Source organism: Methylobacterium aquaticum (assembly GCF_001043915.1).
GTDB lineage: Bacteria > Pseudomonadota > Alphaproteobacteria > Rhizobiales > Beijerinckiaceae > Methylobacterium > Methylobacterium aquaticum.
Genome location: NZ_LABX01000015.1, coordinates 1 through 26,219 on the forward strand (window position 1 = coordinate 1; position 26,219 = coordinate 26,219).

The window sequence follows — 26,219 nt, forward strand, 5'->3', positions numbered from 1 at the left end:
AAGCTGAAGCGATTCCCCTGCCTCCGCGTATCGTCGCTCCTTGCCAATCGGGAGCAATCCGGTCATCCCGGGCGCCAGAGCCGGAATCTTGGCGACCCGGCCTCACCCCACTGTGACCCAACAACAATCGGCCGGGAGGACAACGCCGTGACGACCGACATCGAAGCCCGTACCATCAGGCGCGTCAGCTGGCGCCTGATCCCGTTCCTGATCGTCTGCTACTTCGTGGCCTATCTCGACCGTGTCAATGTCGGGTTTGCCTCGCTGAGCATGAACCGGGACCTGAATATCTCGGCCACTGCCTACGGCCTCGGCGCCGGCCTGTTCTTCATCACCTATTTCATCTTCGAGGTGCCGTCGAACCTGGCGCTGGAGAAGTTCGGGGCGCGGCGCTGGATTGCCCGCATCATGCTGAGCTGGGGCCTGATCTCCGGCGGCATGGCCTTCATCGGCGGCGAAACCAGCTTCTACATCATGCGCCTGCTGCTCGGCGCGGCCGAGGCCGGCTTCTTCCCGGGCATCATCTTCTACCTGACGCTGTGGTTCCCGGCAGCCTACCGGGCCCGCATCGTTTCGCTGTTCATGGTAGCGATCCCGCTGTCCAGCGTCATCGGCTCGCCGATCTCCGGCCTGCTGCTCGAACTCGACGGCGTGCTCGGCTTCAAGGGCTGGCAGTGGCTCTACGTGATCGAGGCGCTGCCGGCGATCGTCCTGTCGGTGATGACCTACCTCTACCTCACCGACCGGCCGGCCGAGGCGCGATGGCTCGCTCCCGACGAGCGCGAATGGCTGGAGCGGACGCTGGCCGCTGAAGCCGCCCGCAACCCGCACCAGGGGCACGTGCCGCTGACCCAGGAGATCCTCAACCCGCGCGTGCTCGCCATCGCGGTGGTGTATTTCGGCGCGGTCGCGCTGCTCTACGCCTTCGGCTTCTTCCTGCCGCAGATCTTCAAGGCGTTCGGTCTCACCAACGCCCAGACCGGCTTCGTGATGATCATCCCGTATGCCGTCGGCACGGTCGGCATGCTGTGGTGGGGCCGGCGCTCGGACGCCAGGAAGGAACGGCGCTACCACCTCGCCGCGGCGCTCGCCTGCGCGTCGGTCTGTACCATCGGGGCGGCCCTCGTCGGCGACCCGATCCTGAAGGTGGTGCTGTTCTCGGGCGCAGCCCTCGGCATCTTCGGCGCGCTGCCGATCACCTGGACCCTACCGACCGAAACCCTGTCGGGTGCCGCCGCTGCCGGCGCCATCGCGGTGGTGAACTCGATCGGCAACCTGTCGGGCTTCGTCGCCCCCTACGCCGTCGGCGCGATCAAGGACTGGACCGGCAGCTTCACCGGCGGCCTGCTGCTGATCGCCTGCGCGGGCATCGTCGGAATGGTCACGGTCCTGCGCCTGAGTCAGACCGGCGCACCCGCGGCGCCGGGTCGCGTCGGCGCCCCGGCCGAGTAGGCTCTTGCCGATCGGGCCGGCCCGGAAGGGCCGTCCCGGGTCCAGGAACCCACACGGGCCGGCCCGGAAGGGCCGTCCCGACATGCAAGACCCGGCCCGGAAGGGCCGTCCCGGCCTCCAGGAACACACTGCCCGGGAATCTGGAATTCCTCCGGATCCAGCCCCCTTTTCGCCCTTTATTCCGAGGCTTGACCGTGCAACAGAGCTAGCCGCGCGGCGACGCCCGGTCGCATTGCCGCCACGAGTGGGGAGATGCTTCGGTCCGCCAGGATCGGGGATCGAAACCCCGCCGACCCTTCCCGCGGGCCTCGACGCCTTGTGAAGAAGAAGATCTGGGCGCCGCGCAAGCGGCGGCCCGCGCCGTTAACGATTTTCGGGAGAGCCGGAACTTGGCCACCACCGTCGCCCCCTCCGACGCTGCGCATCCCCACGGGTCGACCCGCCGGGACTTTCTGTTCCTCGCCACCGGCGCGGGCGCCGTGGTCGGGGCCGCGGCTCTGGCCTGGCCCTTCGTCGCCTCGATGGCTCCCGACGCCGAGACGATCGCGGCCGGCGCTCCCATCGACGTCGACCTGACGCCGATCGCCGACGGCCAGATCGTCAACGTGTTCTGGCGCGGCAAGCTGATCTTCGTGCGCCACCTCACCGAGAAGGAGGTCGCCGACATGAAGGCGGTCGCCCCGGCGAGCCTGATCGACCCGGCCCCGTTCGCGGGTCGCGTCAAGGCGGGCCACGAGCGCTGGCTCGTGGCCTACGGCAACTGCACCCATCTCGGCTGCGTGCCGATCGCCAATGCCAATGGCCACGAGGGCTGGGGCTGCCCCTGCCACGGCTCGCAGTTCGATGCGGTGGGCCGCGTGACCCGCGGACCGGCGCCGATCAACCTGCCGATCCCGCCCTATGCCTTCCAGGGCGACACCAAGGTCCGCATCGGCGAAGGCGCCACCGCCTGATTCGACGCCGATCGTGAAGTAACGCCAGACGCGGGCTGCCCCATGAGCGCACACGCCACCACCTACGTTCCCAAGAGCCGCTTCGCGAAGTGGTTCGAGGCCCGGCTGCCAATCGCCGGCCTGATCCATTCCTCGTTCATCGCCTTCCCGGTTCCGCGCAACCTGAACTACTTCTGGACGTTCGGCGCCATCCTGATGGCGATGCTGGGCTCGCAGATCATCACCGGCGTCTGGCTGGCGATGCACTACCAGCCCTCGGCCACCGAGGCGTTCAACTCCGTCGAGCACATCATGCGCGACGTGAATTACGGCTGGCTGCTGCGCTACATGCACGCCAACGGCGCCTCGATGTTCTTCATCGCGGTGTACGCGCACATGTTCCGCAACCTCTATTACGGGTCCTACAAGGCCCCGCGCGAGGTGCTCTACATCCTCGGCGTCATCATCTACCTCTTGATGATGGCGACCGCGTTCCTCGGCTACACCCTGCCGTGGGGCCAGATGTCGTTCTGGGGCGCCACCGTCATCACCAACATCCTGGCGGCGATCCCGATCGTCGGCGACACGATCCAGAGCCTGCTCTGGGGCGGCTACTCGGTCGGCAACCCGACCATCAACCGCTTCTTCTCGCTGCACTACCTGCTGCCGTTCATGATCGCCGGCGTCGTCGTCCTGCACGTCTGGGCGCTGCACGTCACCGGCCAGAACAACCCGACCGGCATCCCGATCAAGACCGGCAAGGACGCCGTGCCCTTCACCCCCTACGCGACCATCAAGGACGTGTTCGCGGTGGTGGTGTTCTTCGTCTTCTTCGCCTACTGGATCTTCCTCCAGCCGAATTACCTCGGCCACGCCGACAACTACATCCCGGCGAACCCCGCCGTGACGCCGGCGCACATCGTGCCCGAGTGGTACTTCCTGCCCTTCTACGCCATCCTGCGCGCGGTGCCGGACAAGCTCGGCGGCGTGATCCTGATGTTCGGCGCGGTGATCATCCTGGCGCTGGCGCCGTGGCTCGACACCTCGCGGGTCCGCTCGGCCAACTACCGGCCGATCTACCGCCAGTTCTTCTGGGTCTTCATCTTCTGCTGCTTCCTGCTCGGCTGGCTCGGCTCGAAGCCCCCGGAGGGCGGCTACGTGCTGGCCTCGCGCATCGCCACCTTCTACTACTTCGCCCACTTCCTGATCGTGATGCCGCTGGTCGGCCTCTTCGAGACCCCGAAGCCCCTGCCGGGCTCGATCCTCGAGAGCGTCACCGGTCCGGGCAAGCAGGTCGGCTCCTCCGGCATGCCGGCGGGCGCCACCGCCGCGCCCCCGACCAAGGGCTGATGGATGCCTCGGGCGGGCGGGTGCTGCGCGCATCCGCCCGCTCTCCGATCGTGATGACGCACTAACGACGCCGCAAGGGGCATCGAGGGGAATGATCAGAACACGTGCTCTCGGGACACAGGCTCTCTTGGCGGCCGCTTTCGCCGCGTTCCTGTCGGCCGGCGCCGCCTCGGCGGAGGACCACGGGCCGCTGCCGCACCGCGAGAAGTGGACCTTCTCGGGAATGTTCGGCACCTTCGACCAGGCGCAGCTCCAGCGCGGCTTCCAGGTCTACCGCGAAGTCTGCTCGAACTGCCACAGCCTGAACTACATCCGCTTCCGCAACCTGGAAGAGGAGGGCGGGCCCGACTTCTCCGCCGCCCAGGTCAAGGCGCTGGCGGCCGAGTACAAGGTCAAGGACGGACCGAACGATTCCGGCGACATGTTCGAGCGGCCCGGCCGCCCGGCGGACAAGTTCCCGGCGCCGTTCCCGAACGAGCAGGCCGCCGCCGCCGCCAATGGCGGCAAGGCGCCGCCGGACCTGTCGCTGATGGCCAAGGCCCGCACCTTCGCCCGCGGCGGCCTCTGGTTCATCATCGATTGGCTGCCCTTCATCGGCTACACCGAGCAGGGCCCCGACTACCTCCACGCCCTCCTCAACGGCTACAAGGAGGAAGTGCCGAAGGGTGTGACCGTGCCGGAGGGCGGCCACTACAACGAGTTCTATCCGGGCCACGTCATCGCGATGCCCAAGCCCCTCAGCGACGGTCAGGTGACCTATGCCAAGGGCGCGGACGGCAAGCCGGTCGTGCCGGAGACCGTCGACCAGTACTCGCGCGACGTCACCGCCTTCCTGATGTGGACGGCGGAGCCGCATCTCGTGGCGCGCAAGTCGCTGGGCCTGCGGGCGCTGCTGTTCCTGATCGTCCTGTCCGGCCTGCTCTACTACGTGAAGAAGAAGGTCTGGTCCGACGTCGGCGGCGAGACGCACGGGCTGCAACCCGAGCTGCACAAGACCAGCTAACTGCCGGTTCCGAACCCATCCAGAGGCCCCGCAAGGGGCCTCTTTCGTTGTGCAGGAGAATCCTGATGGTCAAGGCCGTGCTCGGAGTGATCGGCGGGTCGGGCGTCTACGACTTGCCTGGGCTGGAGGAGGTGCGCGAGGAGCGGATCGCCTCGCCCTGGGGCGAGCCGTCGGATGCCTTGCGCATCGGCCGCATCGGCGAGACCCAGGTGGTGTTCCTGGCGCGCCATGGCCGCGGCCACCGGCTGTCGCCGTCGGGCATCGACTACCGCGCCAATATCGACGTGATGAAGCGTGCGGGCGTCACCGACATCGTGGCACTCTCGGCCTGCGGCTCGTTCCGGCAGGAACTCTATCCGGGCCTGTTCGTGCTCGTCGACCAGTTCGTCGACCGGACGGTCGGCCGGCCCTCGTCGTTCTTCGGCAATGGCTGCGTCGCCCATGTCTCGATGGCCCACCCGGTCGGTCCGGGATTGCAGGGCCGCATCCGGGCCGCGGCGGAGGCCGAAGAGATCGCGGTGAAGACCGGTGGCATCTATGTCTGCATGGAGGGGCCGCAATTCTCCTCCTACGCCGAGTCGCTTAACTACAAGGCGCAGGGCTACGACGTGATCGGCATGACCAACATGCCGGAGGCCAAGCTCGCCCGCGAGGCCGAGATCACCTATGCCACGATCGCGATGGTGACCGACTTCGATTGCTGGCACCTGGAGCACGATGCGGTCGATGTCGCCGCCGTGGTGGCGGTGGCGCGTGCCAACGCCGCGAAGGCCGCCCGCCTGGTGAGCCGCCTCGCCCGCGACTTCCCGGCCGAGCGCGAGCCCTGCCCGGCGGGGTCCCACCGCGCCCTCGACGGCGCCATCATGACCGCGCCGAGCCACCGCGACCCGGCCCTCATGGCCAAGCTGGATGCGGTCTGCGCCCGGGTGCTGGCCGACACTTGACGGAAGCCCGCGGCCCCGTCATCGCGGCGCCCGACCTGACGGCCTCGGGGAGCGGCGCCGCGCCTCCATCGACGGTCGTGCCGCCGCACCTATATGCGCCGGCACCTCTCGCCCTCGATCAGGTCTCGCGCGTGCCCGGTTACCTGCCCTTCGCGGGCGCCCTCGCTCTCCCCGCCTTCGTCTGCGACAATTGCGGCTTCTGGCAGCGCCACTTCGCGGCCCCGCCGAGCTGCCCGCTCTGCCTCGACGCCCGCCACGTGGTGCCGCAGGACGGCTGGCGTTTCCGCACCGTCGCGGAGGCCCAAGCCTCCTTCCCCTGCCACTGGGAGGAGGTTGAGGCGGGCGTGTGGAAGTTCTGGAACGAGCCGGTCACCGGCATCGGACCGAGCGCCTACCTGATCGTCACGCCCCACGGCAATCTGGGCTTCGAGGGCTGTCCGGTCTTCAGCGAGGCGGCGCTCGACCATATCGCCGCGCTCGGCGGCATCGCGGTCCTGTCGGCGTCGCATCCTCACAGCTACGGCGCGCTGCCCCAGCTCCAGGACCGCTTCGACCCCGAACTGTGCCTGCCGGCGGCCGACTTCACCTGGAGCCCGGCGCTCCAGGTCTCCTGGCCCTACGACGACGAGTTGGAGCCCCTGCCGGGGCTGGTGCTCCACCGCACGGCCGGCCATTTCGACGGCCACGCCGTGCTGCACGACCGCGCCCGCGGCATCGTATTCTGCGGCGACGCCTTCAAGTTCGAGCTGAACCCGCAGAATTCCCGCGAGGCGCTGACGATCTCGGCCCACAAGGCGTTCGTGCGCGGCGTCCCGCTGACCCACGCCGAACTGACCCGCTACCGCGCGGTCTTCGCCGCCCTCGACTTCCACCAGACCTGGACGCCGTTCGAGCAGGCGGCGAATGTCGGGCGGCCGGAGGTGCTGGCGCTGATCGACGCCATGCTGGCCGGCCGGCCGCACGCCTCTCCGGTGCCGGTCGCGTCGTTGACCTGAGACCCGTCACGATCGGCGGCTTGGCCGGCGTGCCGTAGGGGGATGCCGGCTGGGGTCGGGGCTGAGATGTGCGATGCCGTCTTGCGTCGGGGTGCAGGAGGCGGGTGACCGGCTCCGCTCCGCCCGGCGCGTGCTGGTCGTCGGGGGCTCGGGGGCCGGAAAGTCGACCTTGTCCGCTGCGCTCGCCCAGCGGCTCGACCTGCCACATCTCTCGATGGACCGGGAGTTCTGCTGGCTCCCCGGCTGGGTGGCCCGGCCCCGCGACGAGATGCGCGCGCTGATCGCCGCGGCCGTGGCACAAGACCGCTGGATCATGGATGGCAGCTTTCCGTCCAGCCTGGACCTGCGCCTGCCGCGGACCGATCTGGTGATCTGGCTGCGCCTGCCGCGGCTGACCTGCCTCGTCGGAGTGTTCCGCCGCGGCGTCGCGCATCGTGGCCGGACGCGGCCGGACATGGCACCGGGTTGCCCCGAGCGACGGCCCGACCGCGAGTTCCTGAGCGACGTCTGGAACTTCGAGCGGGACACCGCGCCGGCGATCGCCCGCAACCTGGAGGCTCACGGCCCGCGCGTCCCGACGCTCGTGATCCGGTCGCGCGACGAGGCCGGGAGGCTTCTCGCCCTGATCGCCGACCGGGCGCCGCCGTAATGGTCTCGACCGGCCCGGTGGGGCGCCTCACAGCCCGAACTGCGCCTCCGTATCCCCCGGGGTGACGAGGCTCCGGGCCCGGCTGCGGGCGGGCAGGAAGGGCAGGGCGGCGCAGGACGCGCCGACGCTGTCGCAGAGCCGCTCGATTGCCCGCACGATGTCCGGTGGGCCGGCGACGTGGACGGTGTCGCTGCCGCGCAGGGTCGGCAGGTGGGCGGTGACGGGGCCGTGGCGCACGTCGGCTTGGCCGCGGCGGTCGCGGCTCGCCGCGAGCGTGATCTGCTGCACGCCGGTTCCGCGCAGCCAGTCGAGGCCGGGGCGCATGTAGAGGTCGTCGGCATCGGCGGCGCCGGCCACCACCACCATCTCGCGCCCGGTCTCGAGGTGGCGCGCCGCCCGGGCGATGGCCCAGATCGGCGCGAAGCCGGTCTCGGCCGAGACCAGCACGAGGCGACCCGGGCCGGGTCGGTACGGTGTGCCGCCGACGGGCCCCTTGATCCGCACCGCGTGGCCGGGCTGCACCGCCTCGCCGAGGGCGCGGCCGAGAGCACTGCGGTCGCGGCGCAGGTGGAAGACGAGTTCGTTGAGTTCGGTGTTGCCGTCGATGCGCTGGGTCGGGCAGTAGGGCCGGGCGGGCAGCCCTGCAAAGGCGAGTTCCACGGCCTGGCCGGGGATGATGTCGAGGGCGCGGGTGACCGTGACCACCACCTCCATCACCGCCCCCGAGAGCGGGGTGGCGGCGAGCAGCGCGCCGGCGCGCTTGGCGGTGCGCAGGACGGCGAGCGGCGAGGGGGCCGGGCCTGGCCGCGTGGCGGCGCCGTCGCCGAGGCGGGGCCGGGCACGGCTGGTGTTGCGCAGGCGCGGCAGCACCTCCGGCAGAACGGAATCCTGGATGACGCCATCGCGTCCGGCGGCCACCGTCCGGGGCAGTGCGGCGTCGAGGGGCGTGTCGCCGGTCGCCACACGGACGGTCTTGCCGTTGACGACGAGCGAGCAACGGGGGCTCATGGCCGTCTCCGTGCAACTGATCTGGCGGTGTGACGGGACGAGGGATGCGCCACGCCGTCAGCGCGGCGCGAACAGCAGGCGTTCGACCAGGGACGCCCAGCGGTCGCGGTCGGTGCGCAGGTCGTGCTGCATCGTCTCCTCCTGCGCCTGCTGGGTCGTCAAGGCCGCAACCTGTGCGCGCAGTTCTGCGGCGGCCTCACGCTCGGAGCGCAGGACGGCCTTCATCAGCTTGTTTTCCGCCTCGAGCTTCGCGACGAGGTCGTCGATCTCCTCGATCTCCATCTCGTCGGGCGGCGGCAGCCGGTAGGGGCGCGCGCCGATCCAGCCCGGCGGAAGGAGCAGGCGCCGCACCAGATCGAAATCCGGGCCGCTCCGCGCGTTCATGTCCATCACGCTCCGGCCACTCAGATCCGGGCCGCTCCGCCCCAGAAGATCCGGGCCGCTCCGCCCACTCAAATCCGGGCCGCTCCGCTCCTGGCCCGAGATGTCGAACATCGCCTCGCCCATTGCCGCTTCTCCGCGCCTCGCACCGCCCGGACCACGCCCTCCCGGGGCGCGCCGCATCCGATCACGGCCAGGCTGACGATGCTGTCGTCATGGTTAAGGAGCGTTTAAATGACACCGACGCATTCGCATGATTGACCGGATGAAACCGCCGACACACTCTGCCCGATGATACCCGGAGCGGACGCCGATTCGCCCGCTCCGGCACCACGGAGATCGCGATGCTGGACGGACGACGGGTGCTGATCGTCGAGGACGAGGCGCTGGTCGCCCTGGAACTGACCGAGATCGTGACCGGCGCGAACGGCCACGCCGTCGGCCCGGCCCGCACCAACCGCGAGGCCCTCGCCCTCATCGACATCGAGACGATCGACGTGGCGATCCTCGATCTCAACCTCGCCGACGGCGAGGCGACGCCCACTGCCGAATCCCTGATCGCCAAGGGTGTGCCGGTCCTGATCTGCACCGGCGGGGTCTTGCCCCGCGCGATGCGGCTGATGTGGCCGGACCTGCCGATGCTGAGGAAGCCGCTGAACCCGGACCGGCTGGTGGAGGCGTTGGGGGCGCTGTGTGCGGAGCCGGCAGGGCTGAGCCGACCCTGAGCATCACTCGCCGAAGCGGTCACCGCTTCTGCGGGAGATGATGCAAAGACAAGGCGACAAGCCGAGTTCTGCCATGCCGCTCTGCGGAGCGTGGCGCCGGTGCCGTTCCCTCTCACGGCGAACCACGTTTGCGTCGCGATCTCGCGTGGCGGCCGCCGAGAGATCTCGTCGGGATGCGTCGTATGCCTCGCGGCGGTCTCGTCCCGCTCTGCCCTGCTTCGCGGGCGAGCCCGGATCGTGTCGCCTGCTTGCGGCAGATTTCGGGCGCTCGCCTGACTTTCCGACCCAAGATGATCGGTTCATTGTCAAATCACATAAATCAAGAGGAGGCATTATTGCTTGCGCCATGCGTCGCCGATTGGCTTCATTTGGCGGATATCTTGGAAAAAAGCATATGCAAAGGCGCAATGACCGGAATTTCATTTTGGATGTCAAGGCAATCCAAATACGAAAAACAAAAAAATTTACGAAGACATTTATTGTCTTCAAATATGGCGCTGGTCCAGTCGTGGGTCGCGGCGGCGTGATTGGCGGCTCCGTGCCGCACGTCTTGCCGTATCAAGCAAAAGCAAATCTTGTTAGATCATGATATTACTATATGGCAGTATCGGCAAACTACGCAGAATACCGATACGGCTTGGGTTGGCCGTTAATTTTTGGTAAACGACCGGTGCTGACGCTAAAGCTCAGGGGGTTTGACCATGGCAAGGTATATCTCTGCAATATATGCCGTTATGATCGCAGTGGCTGCATTTGTCGTGACGCCGTCCACGGCACAGGCGGACTGCTTCGAGTGTGTTCCGGACACCGTAACTTATTATCCGGTCACGCCTAGTTACCGCGTTCGGACTATTAACAAGTATTCAACCTATACGCGGTATCGCGACATCTATCGTACGAATTTCGTGTACAGGACACGGTCGATCTATCACATCACTCGGATCCGTCCGATCGTCAGGCTGCACACCGTCAACCGCATTCACCATCGGAACGTCGCGCTGATCCGCAATGTGAACGTGTATCGGGTGCAGCGCTTGCCGACCCGCTATGTCCACTCAAGCAGCACCGTCCACCTTTATAACGGTTGTGTCGAGTGTTATTGATCCTGCAAGCCACCAAACGGTAGACGGAAAGTTTCGGGCGGAACGTGCTTTCGCGCATCGCCGGTGACACGTGAAGCCCTCGTCTCTGTTCGTCGGAGGCGATCTTCGTCCATGTCTAATAAAAACAACGGTCGTTGGAAACGACCGTTGCCTATTGGAACAGTGTCTCGCATCCCATCCGAGTGCGGCGGCTCTTCTGTGCTGCCGCGCTCGTCATGTCTTTAGGGCAGCCGTCCCATTCCCGCGGGGTCGGCCCGACCAGCCCGGGCCGATCACGGCCTGCCCCCGTCGCGTCCGCGGATGCGCCCCTCGCTGGACCCGATGTGACGGCGTTTCCATGCTCGTCCGAGTGGCCTTCCGCGGCTGCCCTTCGGCCCGCCGCTGCCGCCGCGCCACTTCGCCCCTCTACGCCGCCTCCGGCGCCGCCCCGACCAGTTGCCGGGCCTGAAGGATCGACATCGGCTCGCCGAAGGCGAAGCCCTGTGCGTAGTCGCAGCCGACCTCGGCGAGGGCCAGGGCATCGGCTTCCGATTCGGCGCCCTCGGCGATGATTTCGAGGCCGAGCTCCTGCGCCATTCGGACGATCGAGCGCAGGATGCCGGAACGGCCATTCGCCATCTGGCGCACGAAGGACTGGTCGATCTTGATCGTGTCGAAGGGAAAGCGCTGCATGTAGGTCAGCGCCGAATAGCCGGTGCCGAAATCGTCGAGGCACAGGCCCGCGCCGAGTTCGTGGATCCGGGCCAACATCTGGGCGGCGTATTCCGGGTTCTCCATCACCAGCGCCTCGGTCAGCTCGAGCTTGAGCGAGCCGGGGACGACGCCGGTGCGGGCGAGCACGGTCTTCACGTCGTGCAGCAGGTCGTGGCGCAGGAGCTGGCGCGAGGACAGGTTGACCGACGCGAAGATCGGTGGCTCGACCACGAGCGCCTGTTGCCAGGCGGCGAGTTCGGCGGCGGTGCGCTCGAGCGCGAAGACGCCGAGATTGACGATCAGGCCGGATTCCTCGGCGATCGGCAGGAAGACCTGGGGGACGACGCGCCCGAGCCGAGGATGGTCCCAGCGAAGCACCGTCTCGAAGCCCGCCACGGTGCGGTCCTCCAGGCGCACGATCGGCTGAAACAGCACCTTGATCTCGTTGCGCTCCAGCGCCCGGCGCAGGTCGCTCTCCAGCATCATCCGCTCGCCACGGTCGGAGCGCATCGTCGGCCGGTAGACCTCGATCCGGTCGCCGCCCTGGCGCTTGCCGTTGATCATCGCGAGTTCGGCGTTCTTCACCACGTCGTCGCGCTTCACCACCGCCCCGGCCTCGTGCAGGGCGACGCCGATCGAGGGCGTCAGGAAGATTTCCCGATCGGCATAGGTGATCGGCGTGGTGATCGCTCGGCGGATGCTGTCGGCGAAGGCGATGATCCGGTCGGGGTCGCGCTCGGAGAGCAGGATGATGGCGAATTCGTCGCCGGCGATCCGGGCCAGGGTGTCCTGGGGCCGCAGCAGGCGGTTGAGGCGGCGCGACAGCGTCAGCAGGATCGAGTCACCCGCCGAGAGCCCGATCGCGTCGTTGACCTGCTTGAACCGATCGATGTCGATCACGAACAAGGTCGGCTTGAGGCGCGGGTCCTGGCTCGCGAGCGCCAGGCCGGCATCGAGCCTGTCGTTGAACAATTCGCGGTTGGGCAGGCCGGTCAGGTTGTCGTGCACCGCGTCGTGCAGCAGCCGTTCCTCGGCGATCTTGGCCTCGGTCACGTCCGCGATGGTGCCGACGATCCGCACCACCTCGCCGTCGGTCCCGATCACCGGCCGCGCCTTGAGCCGGAACCAGTAATAGGGCCCCGCCGTCGAGCGCAGGCGGAAATCCTGGGAGATGCGGCCGCGGCGCTCCTCGATCACCGTGTCGAGGGCGGCGGAATAGCGCTCGACGTCGAAGGGGTGGAGAAGGGAGAGCCAGTTCGCCTGCGGCCCCTCCAGCGCCCCGCGCTTCAGGCCGAGTTGCCCCTCGATCTCGGGGCCGGCGAAGACCCGATCGCCCGGCACGTCCCAGTCGAACACCACGTCGCCGGCGCCGGTGAGCGCCAGCGCCCGACGCTCGGTGTCGGAGACGAGGCTATTGCCCAAGCCCCCGCCCGCGAAGGCGTGCTGGAGCACCGTGAAGCCGATCAGCATCACGATCAGGACGAGGCCTCCGATCAGCGCCGGCTGGACGAGGTCGTTATGGAGCTGGCCGGTGATGGCGAAGCCCGCCGCCACCACCCAGGCGAGCAGCAGCAGCCAGGTCGGGATCAGCAGGATCGCCCGGTCGTAGCCGTTGTGGATCGCCAGATAGACGACGAGCAGCAGGCCGATGCCCGCCACGGTGGCGATCGAGATCCGGGCGACGCCCGCCGCCACCGGCGGGTCGATCACGGCGAGGCCCACGAGGCCGCCGAGGAACAGGAGCCAGATCAGCGCCACGTGGCTGTAGCGCACGTGCCAGCGGGCGAGGTTGAGATAGGCGAACAGGAACACCAGCAGGGTGGCGCCGAGCACGGCTTCCGCGGAGGCCCGGTAGATCCGCTCGGCGACCTCGGTGACCGGAAACACGCGCTGGAAGAACCCGAAATCGATGCAGGCATAGGCCAGCACCGCCCAGGCAAGCGCCGCCGCCGCCGGGAAGATGATCGCGCCTTTGACCACGAACACGATGGTCAGGAACAGCGCCAGCAACCCGGCGATGCCGATGATGATGCCCTTGTAGAGGGTGAGCCCGGTCGCCTTCTTGCGGTAGGCATCCTGGTCCCAGAGATAGACCTGCGGCACGTTGGGGGTGCGCAGCTCCGCCACGAAGGTGACGGTGGTCCCGGGATCGAGGGTGATGACGAACTGGTCGGCATCCGGGCTCTCGTCGCGCTCGGGCCGGATGCCCTGGCTCGCCGTGATGGCGGCGATGCGGGATCCCCCGAGATCGGGCCAGACCACGCCGGAGCCGACGAGGCGGAAATGCGGGGCCACCAGCAGGCGGTCGATCTGCTCGTCGGTGTCGTTGGTGAGGGCGAACACCATCCAGTCCGGCCGTGCCCCGGTCTCGCGCGCCTTCACGGCGATGCGGCGCACGATGCCGTCCTTGCCCGGTGCCGTGGAGATCTGGATCAGGTCGCCGTCCGAGCGGTAGCGCTCGATCGCCGGGGTGAGGTCGATGGCCTGCGAATCGAGGGTGACGCGCACGGCCTCGACCGCGCGGGCCTCCGGCGCGGCGATGAGCAACCCGGCGAGGGCCGCGAGGCAGGCGAGGACGAGTGAGAGCGTGCGCAAGCTTCGGCGTCTTCCGACCGGACAAAGGACGGCCACGGGGCGGCTCGGGGAGGTGCCGGACCGTACTGACGCCCAAGCTTCCGAGCAAGGCGGAGGCCTCGGATCTCCCCTGCCGCCCGCGAGCGCGACCGTCGACGGGCTTCGATCGCTCCCCTTTGCGGCCAAATCAAGTTGTGCCGATTGCACCGTAATCGGTGCCGATCCCTTGGCGATCGGTGCCGATCCCTCCGTGATCGGTGCTTGTGGGTCAGGGACCGGACGCCACGTCGGCGATCGGGACCAGCCCCCCGCATTCCGGGTGGCGCATCAGCTCGGTCGGGAACGCGAAGGTCAGCGCGTGAGTCGGGCAGTTCGCCACGACGTGCCCGAGGATCGGCCGGCCGGCGAGGCTCAATCGGCGAGATCTGCTTGGCCTCGGCGTGATCACCCCGCCCGGAGGGCCGTCCTGACCGCTTCCAGGCTCTGGAGCGTCTTGACCGGCCCGATTGCCGCGAGGGTCGGCGCACCGGCGATCAGCGCGCGCCCGGCCGCACGCACGTCGTCGGGCGTGACGGCGTCGACCTTGGCGATCACCTCGGCGGCCGGGATCACCCGGCCCCAGGCGAGGAGCTGCCGCGCCGTGCGCTCGATGCGGCCACCCGGCGTCTCCAGCGCCGAGAGCAACGCCACCTTGAGCTGCGCCTTGGCCCGGGCGAGTTCGGCGGCATCGACCGTCTCCGCCGCCTCGCGCAGGCAGCCGAGCGTCACCTCGACGAGGTCCGCCAGGTCGCGGCCGGCGGTGCCGGCGCCGATGCCGAACAGGCCGCAATCGCTGAAGGGCCAGTGGAAGGCGTGGATCTCGTAGGCGAGGCCGCGGGTCTCGCGCACTTCGTGCCAGAGCCGTGAGGTCAGCCCGCCGCCGAGCACCTGCGCGAAGAGATGGGTGGCGTAGTAGGTCTCGTCCCGGAACGACCGGCCGGGCAGGCCGAGGACGAGATTGGCCTGTTCGAGCTTGCGCGGCATCCGGCGCTCGCCGCCGCGATACTGGCCCGGGACCGCCTCCGGCGCGTCGCCCGCCGGCATGGCGCCGAAATGCGCCTCCGCCGCTGCCACGATCGCGTCGTGCTCGACGGCGCCGGCCGCGGCCAGGACCATGCGCCCCGGGGTGTATTCCCGGGCGAGATAGGCTTCGATCGCCGCCTTGTCGAAGCTCTCGATGGTGTCCGGGCGCCCGAGGATCGGCCGGCCGATCGGCTGGTCGGGGAAGGCCGCCTCCGTGAAGGCGTCGTAGACGACGTCGTCCGGCGTATCCTCGACGGCGGCGTATTCCTGGAGGATCACGCCCTTCTCGCGGGCCAGCTCGCCGGCCTCGAAGACCGAGCGGGTCAGGATGTCGCCGAGCACGTCGAGGGCGACCCCGGCATCCTCGCCGAGCACGCGCGCGGTGTAGCTCGTCTGCTCGACGCTGGTGGCGGCGTTGATGTCGCCGCCGACATTCTCGATGTCCTCGGCGATCGCCCTGGCCGAGCGCGTCGCGGTGCCCTTGAACGCCATATGCTCGATCAGGTGGCTGAGGCCGTGCTCCTCCGGCCGCTCGTTGCGCGAGCCGGCCCCGACCCAGACCCCGAGGGTCGCGGTGGCGAGCCCCGGCATCGCCTCGGTGACGACGGTGAGGCCATTGGCCAGGCGGGTGATCTTGAGGTCCGGCGAGGCGCCGAGCGTCGCGAAATGCTGGTTCATGCGGCGGTCCCGTTCATGCGGCGCTCGTCAGGATGCGGGCGCGCTCGCGGATCGCGCGCTCCACCGCCGCCTCGTCGTTGGGCAGCACCGTGAAGCGCTCGCGCCGCGCCATGAGGTCGGCGAGGTGCGGCGGCAGGGCCGGGCGCACGCCGGTCGCGGCCTCGACCGCATCCGGGAACTTCGCCGCATGCGCCGTCGCCAAGGCCACCACGGGCGTTGCCGGATCCTCCTTAAGGAGCGTGCGGGCGGCGCGCACGCCGATGGCGCTGTGCGGATCGATGATCTGGCCTGTGCCCCGGTAGACGTCGCGGATCTCGGCCACGACCTCGTCCTCGGGCACCGAAGCCGCGTCGAACTCGGCGCGGATCCGCGCCAGGGTGCGGTCGTCGAGGGCGAAGGCGCCCGACTGCTTCAGGCCGGCCATCAGCCGGTTGACGGAAACCGCATCGCGGTCGAGTGCCTCGAACAGCAGGCGCTCGAAATTCGACGAGACCTGGATGTCCATCGAGGGCGAGGTGGTCGGCGCCACGCCGCGGACCTGGTAGGAGCCGGTCGCCAGGGTGCGGGCCAGGATGTCGTTGGCGTTGGTGGCGATCATCAGCCGGCCGACCGGCAGGCCCATGCGCTTCGCGGCCCAGCCGGCCAGGATGTCGCCGAAATTGCCCGTCGGCACCGAGAACGAGACCGGGCGGTGCGGGCTGCCGAGCGCGACCGCGCTGGTGAAGTAGTAGACCGCCTGCGCGGCGACCCGGGCCCAGTTGATCGAGTTGACGCCCGAGAGCCGCACCTCCTCGGCGAAGCGAGGATGCTGGAACAGCGCCTTCACGATCGCCTGGCAATCGTCGAAGGTGCCCTCGACGGCGAGCGCGTGGATGTTTCCCGCATCCACCGTGGTCATCTGCCGGCGCTGCACCTCGGACACCCGGCCGTGGGGATAGAGGATGAACACGTCGACGTTGTCGAGGCCGCGGAACGCCTCGACGGCGGCGCTGCCGGTATCGCCCGAGGTGGCGCCCACGATGGTGGCGCGGCTGCCCTTGGCCTTCAGCGTGTGGTCCATCAGCCGGCCGAGGAGCTGCATCGCCACGTCCTTGAAGGCGAGCGTCGGGCCGTGATGCAGTTCGAGCAGGAAGAGGTTGTCGCCGAGCTGGGTCAGCGGGCAGACCGCCGGGTGCCGGAAGCTGGCATAAGCCTCGTCGATCATCCGGTCGAAATCGGTTGTCTCGATCTCGCCGTCGACCAGCGGTGACAGCACGGTCTTGGCGGCCTCCGCATAGGGCCGGCCGGCGAGGCCCGCGATGGTCTCCGGCGCGATCTGCGGCCAGGCTTGCGGGATGTACAGGCCGCCGTCGCGGGCGAGGCCGGCCAGCAGCGCGTCGGTGAAGGTCAGCGGCGCGGCGCTGCCGCGGGTCGAAACATGGAGCACGGTCATCAGTCCTGAAGCTGGCGCAGGGCCTACACGAAACCGCGGTGCGCGTCAGCCCGCGGCTCAGGCACGCGCGCCCGGCGCCTTGCGCAGGCGGCACCCGGCGATCCGCCACGCCCCGTCCGCGTCCCGCTCCAGGGTATAGAGCGCCTCCCAGTCGGTGCCGTCCTGGTCCTGGATGTGCACGCCCTGCGCGCGGCTCCCGTCGGGCCGGTCCTCGTCGGTGGCGAACGCGAAGTGGCGGTTGCGGTAGATGGCGGCGTAACCCTGCCGGACCATGCCGATGAAGGTCTCGGGGCTGCCGAAGATCGACCGGATGGCGGGCGCCGCCTCGGCATAGGCGGCGGCCGCGTCGTCACGCCGGAACGCCTCCTGCTGGCGCAGGATCGCCGCGCGGGCCGCCTCCCGGTCGCCGTCCGCGGCGCGCGCGCCCTGACCGGCGGCGAGCAGGGTCATCAGGGCGACGAGGGTCCGCATGGGCAGGGCCCTCCGGGGATCCCGTGATCGAGACGCTCCCGGTGTAGCAGGCCGATCGCGCGTGCACAACTTTTCGCTGGCCGAATGGTTTGAGGCTGCGGAGCGGAGGCCGGTCACCGGCATCTCGCTTCGGGCTGATGATCCGTCCCTCCTTGCGTCATCCCGGGCTGCGCGGCGCCCCCCGGGATGACGCAGAGCGTCCGAGTATCGCCGGCCGATATGCGGGGGCTACACCCCGCTCGCCTTCCGCCCCAGCTCCACCACCCGCAGGTTGTTGGTCGTTCCCGGCCGGCCGAACGGGATGCCGGCCACCGCCACCACCAGGTCCGGCGCCTGGGCGTAGCCTTCCTGTTCGGCGACTTCGGCGGCGCGGGCGACCATCGCCTCGTAGGAATCGATCTCCGGGCCGAGCACCGAATGGGCGCCCCAGTACAGGCTGAGGCGGCGCGACACCGCCGTGTCGGAGGTCGCCGCGAGGATCGGGACGTTCGGGCGCTTGCGGGCGATGCGGGCGGCGGTGGTGCCGCTCGACGTGAAGGCGACGATCGCCGCCGCCTCGATCGCGTCGGCGAGAGTTGCGGCCGCGGCCGCCACCGCGTGGGGCGGGCTGTCCTCGACCTCCGGCTCGCTCGCCCGGACGAGCGAGCGGTAGAGCCGGTGCTGCTCGGTGCGGCGGATGATCCGGTCCATGATCGAGACCGCCTCGATCGGGTATTTGCCCGCGGCTGATTCCGCCGAGAGCATCACCGCGTCGGCGCCGTCATAGACCGCCGTCGCCACGTCGGACGCCTCGGCCCGGGTGGGGGAGGGCGCCGAGACCATCGATTCGAGCATCTGCGTCGCCACGATCACCGGCTTCACCGCCCGGCGGCAGGCCCGCACCAGCTCCTTCTGGCGCCCCGGCACGTCCTCGGGCGGCAGCTCGACGCCGAGATCGCCGCGGGCCACCATCACGCCGTCGGCGATGCGGATGATGTCCTCGATGTGGTCGAGCGCCGAAGGCTTCTCGATCTTGGCAATCAGCCCGGCCCGGCCGGCGATCAGCCCGCGCGCCTCCATCACGTCGGAGGGGGTCTGGACGAAGGACAGGGCGACCCAGTCCACCCCGAGATCGAGCCCGAAGGCGAGGTCGCGCCGGTCCTTCTCGGTGAGCGGCGAGAGGGCCAGCACCGTGCCCGGCAGGTTGACGCCCTTGCGGTCGGAGATCGGCCCGCCCACCACCACGTCGGCGTCGATCGCGGTATCGTCGACACCCACCACTCGCACCCGGACCCGGCCGTCGTCGATGAGCAGGTCCTGGCCCGGCGCCACCGCGGCGAAGATCTCGGGATGCGGCAGCGGGATCGCATCAGTGCTGCCCTCTCTTCCCTCGCGCACGAAGCGGATGCGGTCGCCGGTGGCCAGCTCGGCCTTGCCGCCCCGCAGGGTGCCGATGCGGATCTTTGGCCCTTGCAGGTCCTGGAGGATGCCGATCGGCCGGCCGGTCTCCTTCTCCAGGGCCCGGATGGCGGCGTGGACCTTGGCGTGGTCGTCGTGGGTGCCGTGGGAGAAGTTGAGCCGGAAGGTGTCGACCCCGGCGAGGAAGAGGGCCTTCAGCCGCTCCGGCGTGTTGCTGGCCGGGCCGACGGTGGCGACGATCTTGGCGTGGCGGTGGCGGCGCATGGCAATCGCTCCTTGGTCGTCGTCTGTTCAGGGCTTGGTGCGGCGATACACGTTGGTGAAGGTCACGTTCATGCCGCCGCAGGCGGCGTTGTCCTCGGCGAGCAGGAAGGGCGGCAGCAGCTTCAGGCGCAAGCGGCAATCGGAGGGATCGCCGGCCGAATAGGGCAGGGTGCCCTTGTCCCCCATGGTGAAGGCGAGGTCCGCGCCCGTCGGAGCCGTCTCGCCCGCGACCTCGCCGATATTCACCGCGCCGCGGCGCACGCGGTCGGGATCGAGGGCGCCAAAGGTGGCGTCGCCCTTGACGCCGAGCGTCCCGGGCGCCTTGCCCGGCCGGATCACCACGGTCTGTTCCGGCGCCGTCCAGGTGCCGGTCCAATCCGTCACGGAGGGCGCTGCCGAGGTGGGCGGCGGGACGACGGCGGTCTCCGGCACCCAGCCGGCGCGGACCGCGCCGGTCTTTCCGACGTAAGTCGCGCAGACGAAGCCCGGCAGGGTGTTGCCGAGGATCACGAGGTTGCCCGGCACCAGGAACGCCTTCTCGCGGCAGGCTGGATCGGGCCCGGGGCAGCCCTTGCGCGTGGAGGTGCCCTTGACGAACGGCACCCGGGCCTCGCCGCTCTTGATCGTGCCGAGGCGCGGCCCCGCGCCGGCGCCGAGCGGGCCGTAATCGACGCAATCGCCCTCCGCGGCCAGGGCCGCCCCCGGCCCCGCGAGCCAGGCCATCACGATCAGCCCCGCGCGGCGCCGGCGCCGCGTCCGCCATGGCCCGCCCTGCTGTCTCCCGTCCCGCATCCGCTCATCCCCTCGCCCGTGGCGACACCGCCGCGGAAGCTAGGGCATCTTGGACCAAAGGAGCACCCGTCCTCCGCCGACAAGACTCGCGTGCCGCGGTGCCGCGCTCTTGACGCCGGCTATGCTGCAACGCACCCTGTCGCGGAGAAACCTTTCGGTGACGATACAGAGCGGGGTATCGACGGTCATGCTGTTCCAGCCGCCCGTCTTCGAGACGATCTTCCGTATCCCGGTCGAGCATCGTCTGGTGATCCGGGGATCGCGCAGTCGTGGCGCCCCGCTGGACGGCGTGCGCTGGTACCACGACGAGTTCGATGCCGCCGGCATCCTGGTCGCTCGCTACGAGACCTATGACGAGACCGACGAAGCCGGGCAGGGACGCTGCGGCTGGCGCCGCTACGATGCCGCCGGCCGGCTCGTCGCCCGGCACGAGGTGGCGATGCGCTGGTCGGCCCTTGTCGCCCTCAAGCAATCGCGCCGCGGCGCCGAGATGGCGCTGCAACGGGTCGCGGCGAGCACGCCCCCCTCCCGCCGCTCGTCCGCCGGGTCTTGGCGGCCCGCCATCGTTCCCGCCGCGTGACGCAAGTTCTGGTCACGGCCAGCGTCTTCGCCGTGACCTTTCCGCGGCGTGACGGGTGGCGCTGCGAAGTGCCGGTCTGTCCGTGGTCCTGGATTGGCCGCCAACAGGCTGGAGAGCTGTGCCGTGATGGGCACGGTCTTTCGTGAGGCGGACGCCACGCATCGGCTGAGCCCGATGAGGTAGTGTGCAAGTCGCGCCGATGCCGATGGCGCGCACGCATTCACGGTCAGCGACAAGGCGCTCGACCTGTTCACCCGCTCCGTCGTGCCGCCCCGCGCCGGAGGAGGGATCCACCATCGTGCCCCATCCGCAATCCGGCGCCTGAGCCCTTCGCGGCCGTCCCGAATTGGCTTAAACTCCCCGCCCTTGATCTGGCCCGCACGAGAATGGGCCGGCCATGGAGGAGGCAGCCATGCATGAGGCGGTACGCATCACGGTGCGGCCCGACGGCCGCTACACGCTCTATCGCGGCGAGACGCCGCTGATCTTCGGCCTGACCCGCGAGATGGCATTCAGCCTGGCCGAGAGCTGCGGCGTCGTCATCGAGCGCGCCTACAGCATCAATTAAGCAGATTTCGCAGAAGTGGTGGCCGGTGTTGCGAAAAAATCTGCGACCAACCAATAACCTAAGCGGACGAAGCGTTGGCTTGCCAACGCAAGTCTGCTCAGCGGTCACGCCTCGCCGCGGGTGCGAAGGCGGGGCCAGACCATGTCGGCGGCGAGCGAGGCCGCCGTGCCGCAGCCGCAGCCGAACACCTTGACCAGGAAATCCGCGACGCGGCCGTGCCGCGTCGCCTCGAGCAGCTGGAACGCCTCGAGGGCGCCCGCCGCCGCCACGACCAGCACCAGCACCCGCCAGCGGTGGCGCGGATAGCCGAGGGCGAACAGGAAGGCGAGCAGCGCGAAGGCACCGGCTCGCTCGATCGAGACCGGCATGCCGCTGACCGGCCGGTATCCGATCGGCGCGATCGTCGCCACCGTGATGGCGGCGAGGATCAGCCAGCCGAGAATGCGCGACGCTCTGGACATGTGAGGGATGATCTCGTGCAGGCCCGACGGCCCGGGTAACGGAAGAACGCAAGCGGCCCGGTGCCAGATAACGCCGGGCCCCGCGATCCTGGCTCGAAAGGTTTACGATTCCTTCCGACGGGGCTGCGTCACCGTGACCGCGACCAGGCGAGCCCCGGCACCAGCAAGGCGCCCTCGGCGGCTCCGCTGCCCTCCGAAAACACCACCCGGCCGCCGTCGAGGCGGGCCTGCCCGCTCGCCACCAGGGCAAGCGCCGCGGGATAGATCCGGTGCTCCTGCACCAGCACCCGGGCGCTCAGGGCGTCCTCGTCGTCCCCCGGCAGCACCGGCACGGCGGCCTGGGCGACGATCGGACCGGCATCGAGCTCCGGCACCACGAAATGCACCGTGCAGCCATGCACCCGCACCCCGGCGGCCAGCGCCTGGGCATGGGTGTGGGTGCCGCGGAACAGCGGCAGCAGGGAGGGGTGGATGTTGAGCATCCGCCCGGCCCAGGCTTCGACGAACCAGGGCGTCAGCACCCGCATGAAGCCGGCGAGCACCAGGAGTTCGGCGCCGTGCTCCCGCAAGGCCGCGTCGAGCGCCCGCTCGAAGGCGGCCCGGTCGGAAAAGGCGCGGTGATCGACCGTCACGGTGGCGAGCCCGGCTTGCGCCGCCCGGGCGAGGCCCGGCGCGTCCGGCCGGTTCGAGGCGACGAGCACGATCTCGGCCGGGTAGTCCGGTGCCTGGGCGGCCTCGATCAGCGACACCATGTTGGAGCCGCGGCCCGAGATGAGGATCGCGATCCGGGCGCGCGTGCTCATAGGGCGAGCTTGCCTGAGAACGTCACCGGCGCCTCGCCCCGCGGGGTGATCCGCCCGAGGCGGACCGGCGCCTCGCCGGCCGCCCGAAGCGCCTGCTCCACCGCCTCGGCCCGGGCCGGATCGACCACCACCACCATGCCGATGCCGCAATTGAAGGTGCGCAGCATCTCGGCCTCGGCGACGTTGCCCTGGCGGGCGAGCCAGCCGAAGACCGGCGGCACGGTGATCGCGTCGAGGTCGAGGGCGATGCCGACGCCGTCGGGGAGCACCCGGGGCAGGTTGTCGGGAAAGCCGCCGCCGGTGATGTGGGCGAGCGCCTTGATGGCGCCGTGGCCGGTCTCCTTCAGGGCGGCCAGCAGCGGCTTGACGTAGATCCGGGTCGGCTCCAGCAGCGCCTCGCCGAGGCTGATGCCGTCCGAGAAGGGCGCAGGCGCATCGTAGCCGAGGCCAGATGCCGCCACGATCCGGCGCACCAGCGAGAACCCGTTCGAGTGCACGCCCGACGAGGGCAGGCCCAGCACCCTGTCGCCGGGCGCGATGCCGGAGACCGGCAGCAGCGCGCCGCGCTCCGCCGCGCCGACCGCGAACCCGGCGAGGTCGTAATCGGACCCGTCATAGAGGCCCGGCATCTCGGCGGTCTCGCCGCCGATCAGCGCGCAGCCGGCCTGGCGGCAGCCCTCGGCGATGCCCTTGACGATGTCGGCGCCGACACCCGGCACCAGCTTGCCGGTGGCGTAGTAATCGAGGAAGAACAGCGGCTCGGCGCCCTGCACGATGATGTCGTTGACGCACATCGCCACGAGGTCGATGCCGATCGTGGCATGGCGCCCGGTCTCGATCGCGATCTTGACCTTGGTGCCGACGCCGTCATTGGCCGCCACCAGGATCGGGTCGGTGAAGCCCGCCGCCTTCAGGTCGAACAACCCGCCGAAGCCGCCGATCTCCGCATCGGCCCCGGGCCGGCGGGTCGCCCGCACCAGGGGCTTGATCGCCTCGACCATGGCGTTGCCGGCATCGATGTCGACACCGGCCTCCGCGTAGGTCATCCCGTTCTGGCGCTCGCCCGTCGTCATCCCTCGACCCTTCGCCTCGATCCTTCATATGCTGCGACCGCTCTTAGCCGCTCTTGCCCGCGACCGCGAGTCGGGGCAGCCGGAGGAGCCATGACGCCGCCGAAAACCTTGCCCCGCTCCGTGCCGAACCTGATCACCGCCGCGCGCCTCGCCCTGGCGCCGTTCGTGGTCTGGGGAATCGCCAGCGAGGCGTGGGGGACGGCCTTCCTGCTCTTTGCCGTCGCGGGGCTCTCCGACGGCCTCGACGGGTTCCTCGCCCGCCGTTACGGCCTGGCGAGCCGGCTCGGCGCGATTCTCGATCCGCTCGCCGACAAGGCCCTGATGCTCGCCGCGCTGGTGGGCCTGACGTGGGCCGGGATCGTGCCGGCGTGGTTCCCTGCCGTGCTGGCCGCCCGCGACACCCTGATGGTGACGGGCGCCGGCCTCGCCCGGCGCGCCGGCCGCCCGCTGGAGACCCCGCCGCTCCTCGTCGGCAAGCTCAACACAGCCTGCCAGATCGCCTTCCTGGCCTGGCTCCTCGGGAGCCGGGCGCTCGGCATCGCGGCGCCCGGGGCCGACGCCTTGGCGATGCCGGTTCTGGCCGGGCTGTCGGTCGCCTCGGCGGTGGCGCAGGGGCTCGCGGGGTGGCGAGCCGGAGGCGCTCGATAGCACGCCGATCGGTCGCCCGGCTTGACCCTGCGGCGACGCCCTTCCATTTCGGAGCCGCCGGGTCGCGACGGATTCGCGTGGGAGGACGGGTTTCGCATCGATGCCGATCCAACGCCGGGCCGCCATCACCCTGGCGGTGCTCGCCCTGCTGATCTTCCTGCTCTACGAGCTGCGCGACGTGCTGCTGCCCTTCGTGGCCGGCGCGGCGCTCGCCTATGCCCTCGATCCCGTCGCCGACCGGCTGGAGCGCCTCGGGCTCGGGCGGCTCACCGCCACGCTCATCATCCTGGCGGTGTTCCTGCTCGGGCTGATCCTGGTCCTGATCCTGGTGGTGCCGCTCGCCGCCAACCAGATCGCGGCGTTGGTCGCCTCGCTGCCGGCGATGATCGCCAAGCTCCAGGCGATCATCGCCGAGCGGGCCGGCCCCCTGATCGAGCGGGCCGGGGGCCACGGCGCGCTCCAGGAGCTGCAATCCTCGGTCGGCAACCTGATGGGCCAGGCGGTGACCTGGATCCTCGGCTTCCTGCGCTCGCTGTGGTCGGGCAGCCAGGCGGTGGTCGGCATCGTCTCGCTCCTGGTGGTGACGCCCGTGGTGGCGTTCTATCTGCTCGTCGACTGGGACCGGATGATCGCCACCCTCGACCGCTGGGTGCCGCCGCGCCACCGCGCCACCGCCCGGATGCTCGCCCGCGACATCGACGGGGCGATCACCGCCTTCATCCGCGGCCAGACCCTGGTCTGCCTGATCCTCGGCACGTTCTACGCCGTCGGCCTGTGGTGCGTCGGGCTGAATTTCGGCGTGCTGATCGGCCTGATGTCGGGCCTCCTGACCTTCATTCCCTATGTCGGCTCGCTCACCGGCTTCCTGCTCTCCACCGGCGTCGCCCTGGTGCAGTTCTGGCCCGACTGGGTCTCGGTGGTGCTGACGGTCGGGGTGTTCCTGGTCGGCCAGTTCCTGGAGGGCAACGTGCTCCAGCCCAAGCTCGTCGGGGATGCGGTGCGGCTGCACCCGGTCTGGCTGATGTTCGCGCTGCTCGCCTTCGGCTCGCTGTTCGGCTTCCTCGGCCTGCTCCTGGCGGTGCCGGTGGCGGCGGCCCTCGGCGTCGTCGCGCGCTTCGCGGTGCAGCGCTACCTGGAGAGCCGGCTCTACCACGACGGCACGCCCATCCTCACGGCCGAGGCGGAGGTCGCCACGGTGACGGTGACGAATCACGCCCCGCCCGCCATATCGAAGCCCTGACCGCACGAGACCCGCGACACCGCATGCCCGACCGACCGCGCCAGCTCGCCCTCGATCTGCCCGTCGCCCCCCGTTTCGGCTCCGAGGACTTCCTGGTCAGCCCCTCCAACGAGGCGGCCTATGCCCGCATCGAGGCTTGGCCCGACTGGCCGGACCGGGTCCTCGTGCTCACCGGCCCGCCGGGCAGCGGCAAGAGCCATCTCGCGGCGATCTTCGCCGAGCGGTCGGGCGCGCTCACCGTGCCGGTCGCCGCCGTGACGGCGGCGGCGGTGCCGGACCTGGCGGAAGCCGACGCCCTGGTGATCGAGGATGCCGACCGCGAGGCGGGCCGCGACGAGGCCGCCCTGTTCCACCTCCTCAACCTCGCCCGCGAGCGGTCCTTGAGCATGGTGGCGACGGCGTCCCGTCCCGTCGAGACCTGGGGGCTCGCCACGCCGGACCTGCGCTCGCGCCTGCGGCTGGCGCCCGGCGTCAGTCTCGCGCCGCCCGACGAGGCCCTGCTCAAGGTCGTGCTGGTCAAGCTCTTCCTCGACCGCCAGCTCGTCGTCGATACCAGCGTGGTCGACGCCCTGGCCCTGCGGCTCGACCGGTCGCTGGCCCGCGCCCGCGACGTCGTGGCCCTCCTCGACCGGGAAGGCCTGAGCCGGCGCCGGCGCATCACCCGGCCGCTCGCCCTCGCCACCCTGGCGGCTCTGGAGGGGCAGGAGGACGAGGACATGGACGAGGATATGGGCGAGGACCCCGACGAGGAGTGAGCCCGGAGCGCTCCGCGCCCGCCGAAGCGGACCGCTCCCGAACCGTTCACGTCACTGTCAAACTGTCCTGTCACCGGGGAAGGCTGTAAGCTCGACCCGGCGTCAATCGTAAGGAGGACTCATCGTGTCGGACACCACTGCCGGAGCCAGTGCTATCCCGGTCCTCGACGAGACCGAGGCGACGC

Annotated in this window: 26 protein-coding genes; 14 read left to right on the top strand and 12 right to left on the bottom strand. The window is 69.9% G+C overall.

Annotated features, from left to right (window positions below; genetic code table 11):
* Positions 1 to 147: 147 nt before the first annotated feature.
* The 7 genes from VP06_RS01895 to VP06_RS01925 all read left to right on the top strand — a co-directional run bounded on the left by VP06_RS01895 (position 148) and on the right by VP06_RS01925 (position 7,325).
* A complete protein-coding gene (locus VP06_RS01895; protein ID WP_048462142.1) occupies positions 148 to 1,452 on the top strand; it encodes an MFS transporter in 1,305 nt (434 codons plus the stop codon).
* Positions 1,453 to 1,841: 389 nt separating this feature from the next.
* Positions 1,842 to 2,405 carry a ubiquinol-cytochrome c reductase iron-sulfur subunit gene (petA, locus tag VP06_RS01900; RefSeq protein ID WP_048462143.1) on the top strand — a complete coding sequence of 188 codons (564 nt, stop codon included), beginning with the start codon at positions 1,842 to 1,844 and terminating at the stop codon, positions 2,403 to 2,405.
* Between the two features lie 42 nt (positions 2,406 to 2,447).
* Positions 2,448 to 3,734 (top strand): cytochrome b, encoded by a 1,287-nt coding sequence (locus VP06_RS01905; RefSeq protein ID WP_048462144.1) that lies wholly within the window; start codon positions 2,448 to 2,450, stop codon positions 3,732 to 3,734.
* A gap of 91 nt (positions 3,735 to 3,825) precedes the next feature.
* Positions 3,826 to 4,737: a cytochrome c1 gene (locus VP06_RS01910; RefSeq protein WP_048462145.1), complete on the top strand. Its 912-nt coding sequence runs from the start codon at positions 3,826 to 3,828 to the stop codon at positions 4,735 to 4,737.
* 65 nt (positions 4,738 to 4,802) lie between these two features.
* Positions 4,803 to 5,681, top strand: coding sequence for an S-methyl-5'-thioadenosine phosphorylase (locus VP06_RS01915; protein ID WP_048462146.1), 879 nt, complete (start codon positions 4,803 to 4,805; stop codon positions 5,679 to 5,681).
* 131 nt (positions 5,682 to 5,812) lie between these two features.
* Entirely contained in the window at positions 5,813 to 6,676 is an 864-nt protein-coding gene (locus tag VP06_RS01920; RefSeq protein ID WP_048462169.1) for an MBL fold metallo-hydrolase, read from the top strand.
* A 73-nt stretch (positions 6,677 to 6,749) separates the two neighbouring features.
* Positions 6,750 to 7,325 carry a P-loop NTPase family protein gene (locus VP06_RS01925; protein ID WP_048462147.1) on the top strand — a complete coding sequence of 192 codons (576 nt, stop codon included), beginning with the start codon at positions 6,750 to 6,752 and terminating at the stop codon, positions 7,323 to 7,325.
* Between the two features lie 27 nt (positions 7,326 to 7,352).
* On the opposite strand, the gene VP06_RS01930 is transcribed toward VP06_RS01925, so the two are convergent.
* Positions 7,353 to 8,333 (bottom strand): ferredoxin reductase domain-containing protein, encoded by a 981-nt coding sequence (locus VP06_RS01930; protein WP_048462148.1) that lies wholly within the window; start codon positions 8,331 to 8,333, stop codon positions 7,353 to 7,355.
* Between the two features lie 57 nt (positions 8,334 to 8,390).
* The gene (locus VP06_RS01935) at positions 8,391 to 8,840 is read right to left on the bottom strand and encodes a hypothetical protein (RefSeq protein ID WP_053081491.1); all 450 of its coding nucleotides are present in this window, start codon (positions 8,838 to 8,840) and stop codon (positions 8,391 to 8,393) included.
* Between the two features lie 218 nt (positions 8,841 to 9,058).
* Here VP06_RS01935 and VP06_RS01940 point away from each other — a divergent pair, with 218 nt between their 5' ends.
* Positions 9,059 to 9,439, top strand: coding sequence for a response regulator (locus VP06_RS01940; RefSeq protein ID WP_048462149.1), 381 nt, complete (start codon positions 9,059 to 9,061; stop codon positions 9,437 to 9,439).
* Positions 9,440 to 9,584: 145 nt separating this feature from the next.
* Positions 9,585 to 10,028, top strand: coding sequence for a hypothetical protein (locus VP06_RS35845; protein ID WP_156295410.1), 444 nt, complete (start codon positions 9,585 to 9,587; stop codon positions 10,026 to 10,028).
* A gap of 919 nt (positions 10,029 to 10,947) precedes the next feature.
* Here the strand turns inward: VP06_RS35845 and VP06_RS01945 are convergent.
* From VP06_RS01945 to VP06_RS01970, 7 genes are all read right to left on the bottom strand, one after another.
* Positions 10,948 to 13,830: an EAL domain-containing protein gene (locus VP06_RS01945; RefSeq protein WP_048462150.1), complete on the bottom strand. Its 2,883-nt coding sequence runs from the start codon at positions 13,828 to 13,830 to the stop codon at positions 10,948 to 10,950.
* A 247-nt stretch (positions 13,831 to 14,077) separates the two neighbouring features.
* The gene (locus VP06_RS35850) at positions 14,078 to 14,224 is read right to left on the bottom strand and encodes a hypothetical protein (protein ID WP_156295411.1); all 147 of its coding nucleotides are present in this window, start codon (positions 14,222 to 14,224) and stop codon (positions 14,078 to 14,080) included.
* Between the two features lie 29 nt (positions 14,225 to 14,253).
* Complete coding sequence (locus VP06_RS01950; RefSeq protein WP_048462151.1) at positions 14,254 to 15,549, bottom strand: M16 family metallopeptidase; 1,296 nt, start codon at positions 15,547 to 15,549, stop codon at positions 14,254 to 14,256.
* A gap of 13 nt (positions 15,550 to 15,562) precedes the next feature.
* On the bottom strand, positions 15,563 to 16,975 hold the full coding sequence (thrC, locus tag VP06_RS01955; protein ID WP_048462171.1) for a threonine synthase: 1,413 nt from the start codon (positions 16,973 to 16,975) through the stop codon (positions 15,563 to 15,565).
* Positions 16,976 to 17,038: 63 nt separating this feature from the next.
* The gene (locus tag VP06_RS01960; RefSeq protein WP_048462152.1) at positions 17,039 to 17,452 is read right to left on the bottom strand and encodes a DUF4864 domain-containing protein; all 414 of its coding nucleotides are present in this window, start codon (positions 17,450 to 17,452) and stop codon (positions 17,039 to 17,041) included.
* A gap of 228 nt (positions 17,453 to 17,680) precedes the next feature.
* Entirely contained in the window at positions 17,681 to 19,114 is a 1,434-nt protein-coding gene (pyk, locus tag VP06_RS01965) for a pyruvate kinase (RefSeq protein WP_048462153.1), read from the bottom strand.
* 27 nt (positions 19,115 to 19,141) lie between these two features.
* Positions 19,142 to 19,906: a hypothetical protein gene (locus VP06_RS01970; RefSeq protein WP_156295412.1), complete on the bottom strand. Its 765-nt coding sequence runs from the start codon at positions 19,904 to 19,906 to the stop codon at positions 19,142 to 19,144.
* A 157-nt stretch (positions 19,907 to 20,063) separates the two neighbouring features.
* Between VP06_RS01970 and VP06_RS01975 the strand changes: the two genes are divergently transcribed.
* Entirely contained in the window at positions 20,064 to 20,486 is a 423-nt protein-coding gene (locus VP06_RS01975; RefSeq protein WP_245291010.1) for a hypothetical protein, read from the top strand.
* A gap of 412 nt (positions 20,487 to 20,898) precedes the next feature.
* Positions 20,899 to 21,054, top strand: a complete 156-nt coding sequence (locus VP06_RS36945) for a hypothetical protein (RefSeq protein WP_197093106.1) — start codon at positions 20,899 to 20,901, stop codon at positions 21,052 to 21,054.
* Positions 21,055 to 21,158: 104 nt separating this feature from the next.
* On the opposite strand, the gene VP06_RS01980 is transcribed toward VP06_RS36945, so the two are convergent.
* From VP06_RS01980 to purM, 3 genes are all read right to left on the bottom strand, one after another.
* A complete protein-coding gene (locus VP06_RS01980) occupies positions 21,159 to 21,515 on the bottom strand; it encodes a hypothetical protein (protein WP_048462156.1) in 357 nt (118 codons plus the stop codon).
* A 128-nt stretch (positions 21,516 to 21,643) separates the two neighbouring features.
* Positions 21,644 to 22,318 (bottom strand): phosphoribosylglycinamide formyltransferase, encoded by a 675-nt coding sequence (purN, locus tag VP06_RS01985; RefSeq protein ID WP_048462157.1) that lies wholly within the window; start codon positions 22,316 to 22,318, stop codon positions 21,644 to 21,646.
* The gene (gene purM / locus VP06_RS01990; RefSeq protein ID WP_048462158.1) at positions 22,315 to 23,391 is read right to left on the bottom strand and encodes a phosphoribosylformylglycinamidine cyclo-ligase; all 1,077 of its coding nucleotides are present in this window, start codon (positions 23,389 to 23,391) and stop codon (positions 22,315 to 22,317) included. The genes purN and purM overlap by 4 nt, the downstream gene beginning before the upstream one ends.
* A 90-nt stretch (positions 23,392 to 23,481) precedes the next feature.
* Here purM and VP06_RS01995 point away from each other — a divergent pair, with 90 nt between their 5' ends.
* The 3 genes from VP06_RS01995 to VP06_RS02005 all read left to right on the top strand — a co-directional run bounded on the left by VP06_RS01995 (position 23,482) and on the right by VP06_RS02005 (position 26,034).
* Positions 23,482 to 24,039, top strand: a complete 558-nt coding sequence (locus VP06_RS01995) for a CDP-alcohol phosphatidyltransferase family protein (RefSeq protein ID WP_048462159.1) — start codon at positions 23,482 to 23,484, stop codon at positions 24,037 to 24,039.
* 106 nt (positions 24,040 to 24,145) lie between these two features.
* The gene (locus VP06_RS02000) at positions 24,146 to 25,279 is read left to right on the top strand and encodes an AI-2E family transporter (RefSeq protein ID WP_048462172.1); all 1,134 of its coding nucleotides are present in this window, start codon (positions 24,146 to 24,148) and stop codon (positions 25,277 to 25,279) included.
* A gap of 23 nt (positions 25,280 to 25,302) precedes the next feature.
* Positions 25,303 to 26,034 (top strand): P-loop NTPase family protein, encoded by a 732-nt coding sequence (locus VP06_RS02005; protein ID WP_048462160.1) that lies wholly within the window; start codon positions 25,303 to 25,305, stop codon positions 26,032 to 26,034.
* The last annotated feature ends 185 nt before the right edge of the window (positions 26,035 to 26,219 follow it).